This is a genomic window from Streptomyces boluensis, from assembly GCF_009908195.1.
Classification (GTDB): Bacteria; Actinomycetota; Actinomycetes; order Streptomycetales; family Streptomycetaceae; genus Streptomyces; species Streptomyces boluensis.
This window is the reverse complement of sequence record NZ_JAAAHS010000374.1, coordinates 1-7506: the sequence shown is the minus strand read 5'-3', so window position 1 is coordinate 7506 and position 7506 is coordinate 1. Positions and strand designations below refer to the sequence as shown.

8 protein-coding genes are annotated in these 7506 nt (G+C 70.4%); 1 reads left to right on the top strand and 7 read right to left on the bottom strand.

Annotated elements, in window-relative coordinates; all coding sequences use genetic code 11:
• Positions 1-2 precede the first annotated feature (2 nt).
• Positions 3-767, bottom strand: coding sequence for an SDR family NAD(P)-dependent oxidoreductase (locus GUY60_RS31200; RefSeq protein ID WP_161703924.1), 765 nt, complete (start codon positions 765-767; stop codon positions 3-5).
• A 204-nt stretch (positions 768-971) separates the two neighbouring features.
• Here GUY60_RS31200 and GUY60_RS31195 point away from each other — a divergent pair, with 204 nt between their 5' ends.
• Positions 972-1709 carry a glucose 1-dehydrogenase gene (locus GUY60_RS31195; RefSeq protein WP_161703922.1) on the top strand — a complete coding sequence of 246 codons (738 nt, stop codon included), beginning with the start codon at positions 972-974 and terminating at the stop codon, positions 1707-1709.
• A gap of 99 nt (positions 1710-1808) precedes the next feature.
• On the opposite strand, the gene GUY60_RS31190 is transcribed toward GUY60_RS31195, so the two are convergent.
• Genes GUY60_RS31190 through GUY60_RS31165 form a run of 6 tightly spaced genes read right to left on the bottom strand, consistent with a single transcriptional unit; the run spans position 1809 to position 7019 of the window.
• Positions 1809-2864 carry a ferredoxin--NADP reductase gene (locus GUY60_RS31190; RefSeq protein WP_161703920.1) on the bottom strand — a complete coding sequence of 352 codons (1056 nt, stop codon included), beginning with the start codon at positions 2862-2864 and terminating at the stop codon, positions 1809-1811.
• Positions 2854-3084, bottom strand: coding sequence for a hypothetical protein (locus GUY60_RS31185; RefSeq protein WP_161703918.1), 231 nt, complete (start codon positions 3082-3084; stop codon positions 2854-2856). The genes GUY60_RS31190 and GUY60_RS31185 overlap by 11 nt, the downstream gene beginning before the upstream one ends.
• 1 nt (position 3085) lies before the next feature.
• On the bottom strand, positions 3086-4264 hold the full coding sequence (locus GUY60_RS31180; RefSeq protein ID WP_161703916.1) for a 3-ketosteroid-9-alpha-monooxygenase, oxygenase component: 1179 nt from the start codon (positions 4262-4264) through the stop codon (positions 3086-3088).
• 40 nt (positions 4265-4304) lie between these two features.
• The gene (dmpG, locus tag GUY60_RS31175; RefSeq protein WP_161703914.1) at positions 4305-5330 is read right to left on the bottom strand and encodes a 4-hydroxy-2-oxovalerate aldolase; all 1026 of its coding nucleotides are present in this window, start codon (positions 5328-5330) and stop codon (positions 4305-4307) included.
• The gene (locus GUY60_RS31170; protein ID WP_161703912.1) at positions 5327-6229 is read right to left on the bottom strand and encodes an acetaldehyde dehydrogenase (acetylating); all 903 of its coding nucleotides are present in this window, start codon (positions 6227-6229) and stop codon (positions 5327-5329) included. The genes dmpG and GUY60_RS31170 overlap by 4 nt, the downstream gene beginning before the upstream one ends.
• Before the next feature lie 7 nt (positions 6230-6236).
• Entirely contained in the window at positions 6237-7019 is a 783-nt protein-coding gene (locus tag GUY60_RS31165) for a 2-keto-4-pentenoate hydratase (protein WP_161703910.1), read from the bottom strand.
• Positions 7020-7506 lie beyond the last annotated feature (487 nt).

Sequence of the window (7506 nt, the reverse complement as noted above, 5' to 3'; positions counted from 1 at the left end):
GTTCACGCCTCCACCCCCCGCTGCGCGAACACCGGCATCCGGCCCGCCGACGCCCCGCCGTCGACGGCGAGTTCGGCCCCGGACAGATACGAGGAGTCGTCGCAGGCGAGGAACGCGACGAGCCGGGCGACCTCCTCCGGCTCCCCCACCCGCCCGAGCGGCGCGCCCGGATGGTCCTTGGTGCCGATGTGGGCGGTCATCGCCGTGTCGATCGCGCCCGGGTGGACGGAGTTGACGCGGATGCCGTCGGGGCCGAGTTCGAGCGCGGCCGTCTTGGTGAGGCCGCGCAGCCCCCACTTCGCCGCCCCGTACGCGCCGTGTCCCCACATGCCCTGCAGGCCCGCCGTCGACGAGATGTTGACGATCGACCCGCCACCGCTCGCCCGCAGTGCCTTCGCGGCCGCCCGGATGCCGAGGAACGGGCCGACCAGGTCGACCCGGAGCAGCGCCTCGAAGCGGGCCGGGTCCTCGTCCTCGATGGGTGAAGTGCTGTACAGGGCCGCGTTGTTGACGAGTACGTCGAGCTTGCCGAACGCGTCCACGGCGGTGGCCACCGCGGACTCCCAGGACTCCGGGGCGGTCACGTCGTGCCGTACGAACAGGGCGTCCGGGCCGAGCGCGGCGGCGACCGCCCGGCCCTCGTCCTCGCGCACGTCGGTGAGGACGACTTTCGCGCCGCATGCGACAAAAAGGCGGGCCTCGGCCTCGCCCATGCCACGTGCCGCGCCGGTGACGAGCGCGACCTTTCCTGCCAGATCGACGGACATCAGCACTCTCCAGGTTGCGGGTTCGCGCAAGGGTGGCGACTTCGCCCCGTGTCCCGTCGACACGGGTGTCCGTCGAGCCTGCCCGTACCGGTGCCCCGGCGGCAGTGCCGTTTCCCGGTGAGTGGGAAGCGCCCGGTGCCACCGTCCGGGCCCGCTGCGAGGATCCCGGTCACCTGCACACCTCAAGTACGGAGGTCCTGAGAAATGGGCGATCGGGCGGACGGCAAGGTGGTCCTCGTGACCGGCGGGGCGCGCGGACTGGGCGAGGCCCATGTGCGCCGCCTCGTCGCGGAGGGCGCGAAGGTGGTGATCGGAGACATCCTCGTCGAGCCGGGCGAGCGGCTCGCGGCCGAACTCGGCGCGGACAACGCCCTGTTCGTCGAGCTCGACGTCTCCTCCGAGGTGGCGTGGAAGTCGGCGGTCGCCCGTACGGAGGCGGTGTTCGGACCGGTCACGGGTCTGGTGAACAACGCGGGTCTCGTACACCGCTGTTCCATCGAGGACATGACGGAGGCGGACTTCCGGCGGGTGACCGACGTGAACGAGCTGGGTGTCTTCCTCGGCATGAAGTCGGTGCTGGCATCGATGCGGGGCGCGGGCGGCGGCTCCATCGTGAACATCTCGTCGGTCTGCGGGATCGTCGCGTTCTCGAACATCCTGAGCTACACGGCCTCCAAGTGGGCCGTGCGCGGCATGACCAAGGGCGCGGCCCTGGAGTTCGCGCCGTACAACATCCGGGTCAACTCCGTGCACCCCGGGATCGTGGCCACCGACATGACGGCCAACTCGGAGCGCTCGCACGAGTCGGCGCGGAACCAGCCGATCAAGCGGGAGGCGCAGCCCGCGGAGGTCGCGAACATGGTGCTCTATCTGCTGTCGGACGAGGCGGGTTACTCGACGGGCGCGGAGTTCCTGGTGGACGGCGGCTATGTGACGCAGTGAGCCCGGAAGGGCATACGGAAGGGTTCACGAAAGGGCATACGGAAGGGGCGGACCGGCAACCGGTCCGCCCCTTCCACGTGTCCGCGTGCCCCGCCCCCTTCAGGAGTACGTGACCTCGACCCGCTCCGTGAGGGGCACGGCCTGGCAGGCCAGGATGTACCCGTCCGCGAGGTCCTGCTCGTCGAGGACCTCGTTGCGGATCAGCTTCACCTCACCGCTCACCACCCGGCAGGTGCAGGCCGCGCAGGAGCCCTCCCGGCAGGAGAACGGGGCGTCCACGCCGCCGGCGAGCAGGGCGTCGAGGAGCGGTGTGGCCGACGGCCAGGGCACCGTGTGGGTCTCGTCGTCGAGTTCGACCCGCACGCTGCCGCTCACCTCGTCCGTACCGGCCACAGGAGCGGACGGCGCCGGTACGTCGAACACGTCGCCGCTCAGCGAGAAGAACCGCTCCCGGTGGATCCGCCGGGCGGGCGTGCCGAGGCTGCGCAGTGCCTGTTCGGTGACGTCCATCATCGGGCCGGGTCCGCAGACGTAGGCGTCGCGGTCCGCGTACGGGGCGAGTACGGCGGCGAGCCGGTCCACGCCGGGCAGGCCGAGCAGCAGCTCCAGCCAGTGGATCACCACGAGGCGTTCCGGGTACGCCTCGGTCAGGCCCCACAGTTCGTCGCGGAAGACGACCGAGGAGTCGTCGCGGTTGGCGTACAGGAGCGCCACCTTGCCCGTGCCCTGTGACAGGGCCGACTTGGCGATCGACAGGACGGGCGTGATGCCGCTGCCGCCCGCGACGAGCAGCAGGTCGGTGTCGAGGGAGTCCGGGGTGAACGTACCGGCCGGGGGCAGTGCCTCGATCTCGTCCCCGGCCCTGACCTCGTCGCACACCCAGTTGGAGCACCGTCCGCCGATGACGCGTTTGACGGTGATCTTCAGGGGCTCACCGGTGTGCGGCGAGCTGGACAGGGAGTAGCAGCGGGCGGCCCAACCGCCGTCCGTGCCGGGCAGTTTGAGGGTGAGGAACTGCCCCGGCCGGTAGCCGAAGCGGTCCGTGGCGTCCGGGGGCGCCTGCAGCACCAGGGAGTGCGTGTCCGCGTTCTCGACGATCACCTCGGTGACGCGCAGCCGGTGCGTACGCGCCCCGCCGGTCGGTTCAGCCGGCATCGGTGACCTCCAACTCCCCTGCGGCGACGGCGCGTTGGATGCTGGAGCGCAGGTCCCGGCAGGTCCTGATCCGGGCACTGCTCTCGCCCTCCGCGACGTGGGCCCGGAACTCCGCGCAGACGACGGCCGCGTCGGCCGTCCACTGCACGGAGGTGTGGGCCGGGCTGAACTTCTCACACAGGACCTGATTGCCGCAGGTCACGCACTCCACGGGCTGCATGTCAGGCTCCGGTCTCCGTGGCCGACCCCTCGGCCTGGCGGCGGGCGAGGTTGTCGGCGACCTCGTCGCGCCAGGCCTGGTTGGCCCGCTCGGTGTCGATCTCGAACTCGAACCGCCGGACCATCTCGTCCTTGACGTCGGCGGTGTCGACGTAGAACTGCTCGTACCAGCGCCGGAGTTGGTAGACCGGGCCGTCCTCCTCGGTGAGCAGGGGGTTGTCGATCCTGGTCTTGTTCTTCCAGATCTCGACGTCCTGCTCGAAGCCGGTGGCGACGCCCTCGGCGGTGAGCCGGGCGGTGTCGGCGGCCTGCTCGGGGCTCATGCCGGGCAGTTGCCTGACGATCGCCCCGTACTGCAGGAGGAAGCTGTTGTCGTCGATCGGGTAGTGGCAGTTGATGAGGACGATCTCCAGCTCCAGACCGCCGCCGACATCGCTGTACAGGTAGTCGATCATGTACGAGGGCCCGAAGTACGAGGCGTCCGAGCGCAGGTTGCCCGCGCTGAGCGTGCCCAGGTCCATGTCGCCGCGCGGGCTGCTCTCCATGTACTGGGTGGCGACATGGCCCTCGAAGACGTTCTTGAAGTACTCGGGGAACGAGTAGTGCACGTAGAAGAAGTGCGCCATGTCGACGACGTTGTCGACGATCTCGCGGCAGTTGGAGCCCTCGACGCGGAGGGTGTTCCAGCTCCAGTCGCTCCACTCCCCCGCTTCGGGTCCGTGGATGCCCGCGATCTCGGGGATGGTGACCTCGGGCGGCGGCGGGTTGCCCTGCGGGTCGTGCCAGACGAAGAGTTGCCGGTTGCGCTCCAGGGTGGTCCAGGAGCGGGTCTTGGCGCGAGGCGGCACCCGGCGGGCGTACGGGATCCCGGCGCAGCGGCCGTTGCCCGACCAGCGCCAGTCGTGGAACGGGCAAGCCACCGCGTCGCCCTTGACGGTGCCGTGCGCGAGGTTGCCGCCCATGTGCGGGCAGTAGGCGTTCAGGACGTGCAGGGCTCCGTCGCCTCCTCCCGCCGCCGGCTGCCCTTGGAATACGACCAGCTTGGTGCCGAACGCCTCGATCTCGTGCGGCTTTCCGTCCTTGAAGCTGTCCGCGAGGCCGAGGCAGTGCCAGCCACGGGCGAAGCGGGTCGGCGGCCGGCCGGCCTCGATGACCCGGACCTCGTCGTTGAGAACAGTCATCTCTGTCCCTCCAGTGTCCACTCGATACGGTGCGGTGCGCTCAGTTCTTGGCGGCGAGCGCGACGGCGATGTCGATGAGCTGGTCCTCCTGGCCGCCGACGAGGCGGCGCTCGCCGGCTTCGAGGAGGATGTCGGCGCCCGAGACGCCGTAGCGCTCCGCCTGCCGGTAGGCGTGCTTGAGGAAGCTGGAGTAGACCCCGGCGTGGCCCATCAGGAGGGCGAGCCGGTCGAGTCGGCACTCCTCGTCCATCACCGGACGGACCACGTCCTCGGCCGCGTCGATGATCTTCAGTACGTCGATGCCGGTGCGGATGCCCATCTTGGCGCAGACCGCGACAAGCGCTTCGACGGCGGTGTTGCCCGCACCGGCGCCGAGGCGGCGGGTCGAGCCGTCGATCTGCAGGGCGCCCGCCTTGATGGCGGCGATGGAGTTGCCGGTGCCGAGGGCGAGGTTCTCGTGCCCGTGGAAGCCGATCTGCGCGTCGTCGCCCAACTCGGCCTTCAGGGCGGCCACTCGGTCGGTCACGTCGTCCATGACCATGGCGCCCGCGGAGTCGACCACGTACACGCACTGGCAGCCCGCGTCGGCCATGATGCGGCCCTGTGCGGCGAGCTTCTCCGGTGTCGTGGAGTGGGCCATCATCAGGAAGCCGACGGTCTCCAGGCCCATTTCGCGGGCGAGCCCGAAGTGCTGCACGGCGATGTCGGCCTCGGTGCAGTGGGTGGCGATGCGGCAGATGCCCGCGCCGTTGCCGTGGGCGGCCCTGATGTCGTCCTTGACGCCGAGCCCTGGCAGCATCAGGAAGGCGATCTTCGCCTGCCGCGCGGTGTCCACCGCGATCTTGATGAGCTCCTGCTCCGGCGTCTTCGAGAAGCCGTAGTTGAACGACGAGCCGCCGAGCCCGTCGCCGTGCGTCACCTCGATGACGGGGACGCCCGCGCCGTCGAGCGCGGCGACCACGGACCGTACGTCCTCGCCGGTGAACTGGTGCCGCTTGGCGTGCGAACCGTCGCGCAGCGAGGAGTCGGTGATCCGGATGTCGAGCGTGTCGGAGTAGGTCGTCATGCCAGGATCCCCTTCGCGAACTCCTCGCCGACCTTGGTGGCGGCGGCGGTCATGATGTCGAGGTTTCCGGCGTACGGCGGCAGGTAGTCGCCCGCGCCCTCGACCTCCAGGAAGATGGCGACGCGCGCCATGCCGCCGTTCTCGGGGCGCGGGTCGTCGAACTGCGGCTCGCTGCGCAGCCGGTAGCCGGGCACGTACGAGGCGACCTGCTCGGCGATCTCCTTCACGGACTGGGTGATCGCGTCCCGGTCGGCGTCCTCGGGGATGGCGCAGAAGACGGTGTCGCGCATGATGACGGGCGGCTCGGCCGGGTTGAGGATGATGATCGCCTTGCCGCGCTCGGCGCCGCCGATGGTCTCGATGCCGCGCGAGGTGGTGCGGGTGAACTCGTCGATGTTGGCGCGGGTTCCGGGCCCCGCCGACACGGAGGCCACCGAGGCGACGATCTCCGCGTACGCCACGGGGACGACCCGCGAGACCGCGTACACCATCGGAATGGTGGCCTGGCCGCCGCAGGTGATCATGTTGACGTTGGGCTGGTCCAGGTGCTCGCCCAGGTTGGCCGGGGGTACGACGGCCGGTCCGACGGCCGCGGGGGTGAGGTCGACGGCCTTGATGCCGAGCTCGGCGTAGCGGGGCGCGTTGGCCCGGTGCACATACGCGGAGGTGGCCTCGAAGACGATGTCGGGCAGCTCGTCCCCGTCGAGCAGCCGGTCGACGCCCTCGTGGGAGGTCTCCAGGCCGGCGGCGCGGGCGCGGGCGAGGCCCTCGCTGTCCGGGTCGACGCCGATCATCCAGCGGGGTTCGACGAGTTCGGAACGCTGCAGCTTGTACAGCAGGTCGGTGCCGATGTTGCCGGAACCGACGATGGCGGCGGTCGCCTTGGTCTTGCGGGTCATGATCACCTCAGGTGAACGAGAGGGAGACCGGGCCCAGCCCGGCGAAGTCGGCGGTGAAGGTCTGTCCGGCGGTCACGTCGACGGCCCTGGTGCACGAGCCGGGCAGCACGAGCTGGCCCTTCTTGAGCGGCACACCGAAGCGGGCGACGGTGCGGGCGAGCCAGGCGACCGAGCTGGTCGGGTCGCCCAGTACGGCGTCGCTGCGGCCTTCGGCGAGCAGCTCGCCACCGCTGGTGAGCGTCGCGTCGATCGCCTTGAGGTCGAGTTCGCGGGGGGCGCGGCCGTCACCGATGACGTACCCGGCGGAGGAGGCGTTGTCCGCGATCGTGTCGGCGATGGAGATGCGCCAGTCGCGGATCCGGCTGTCGATCAACTCCAGTGCGGGGACGACGCGTTCGGTGGCAGCTAGCACGTCCGCCTCGGTGCAGCCCGTGCCCGGCAGGTCGTCGCCGAGGACGAAGCCGACCTCGACCTCGACGCGCGGGTAGCAGTAGTCGGCGGTGGGCACGGCACGGTCCTGGCGCAGTTCCATGTCGGCGAGGAGATGGCCGTAGTCGGGTTCGTCCACGCCCATCATCTGCTGCATCACCGGGGAGGACAGGCCGACCTTGTGCCCGCGCACCTCGGCACCGTCGGCGACGCGCTGCCGGATGTTGATGAGCTGGATCTCGTAGGCGTCCTCGGTGTCGATCTCCGGGAAGGCCTCGATCAGCGGAGCGACCGGGGTACGGCGCCGCTCGGCGGAGCGCAGGATCTCCGCCGCGTGCTGCCTCTGGTGGTCGGTGAGCATGAGGGTCCTCTGCGGTACGTCGGGATGTGCCGGGAGGCTAAACGGGCCGCCCGCTCAGCGAGGAGGGCCAATTCCCGCTCACCGGGAAAGCCGCGCGGCCGGAAATACGGAAAGACCCCGAGAGCCGTGGTCCGCCGCACTCGGGACCGGTACGTGTGCGGTGTGGGTCCCCGCTACGTGCGCCGCGTGTGTCCCCGCATACGTGTGCGGCGCGTGTCCCCGCCCGGCGCAGACACGCGCATACGTGTGCGGCGCGTGTCCCCGCCCGGCGCAGACACCTCCCGCAGCGGGCGAACCGCTGCTACCTTCCTACCTTCCGCCTAACAAACGTTTGACCGCAGGCCCCTGTAGGCCTCCGCGGTCGACGGCCGCACCGACCGCGACGTGCCGGCCGCAGGCCTGGCCGCCGGCCAGGCCTCGGGCAACGTCGACGATCCGCCGTCCCGCACGGAACCCGTCGACCGCATCGTGGCCGAGGCCCGCACCA

Excerpts from the sequence above, each read along its gene's own strand:
- GUY60_RS31200 (WP_161703924.1), bottom strand. The coding sequence starts at position 767 with ATGTCCGTCGATCTGGCAGGAAAGGTCGCGCTCGTCACCGGCGCGGCA.
- GUY60_RS31195 (WP_161703922.1), top strand. The coding sequence starts at position 972 with ATGGGCGATCGGGCGGACGGCAAGGTGGTCCTCGTGACCGGCGGGGCG.
- GUY60_RS31190 (WP_161703920.1), bottom strand. The coding sequence starts at position 2,864 with ATGCCGGCTGAACCGACCGGCGGGGCGCGTACGCACCGGCTGCGCGTC.
- GUY60_RS31185 (WP_161703918.1), bottom strand. The coding sequence starts at position 3,084 with ATGCAGCCCGTGGAGTGCGTGACCTGCGGCAATCAGGTCCTGTGTGAG.
- GUY60_RS31180 (WP_161703916.1), bottom strand. The coding sequence starts at position 4,264 with ATGACTGTTCTCAACGACGAGGTCCGGGTCATCGAGGCCGGCCGGCCG.
- dmpG (WP_161703914.1), bottom strand. The coding sequence starts at position 5,330 with ATGACGACCTACTCCGACACGCTCGACATCCGGATCACCGACTCCTCG.
- GUY60_RS31170 (WP_161703912.1), bottom strand. The coding sequence starts at position 6,229 with ATGACCCGCAAGACCAAGGCGACCGCCGCCATCGTCGGTTCCGGCAAC.
- GUY60_RS31165 (WP_161703910.1), bottom strand. The coding sequence starts at position 7,019 with ATGCTCACCGACCACCAGAGGCAGCACGCGGCGGAGATCCTGCGCTCC.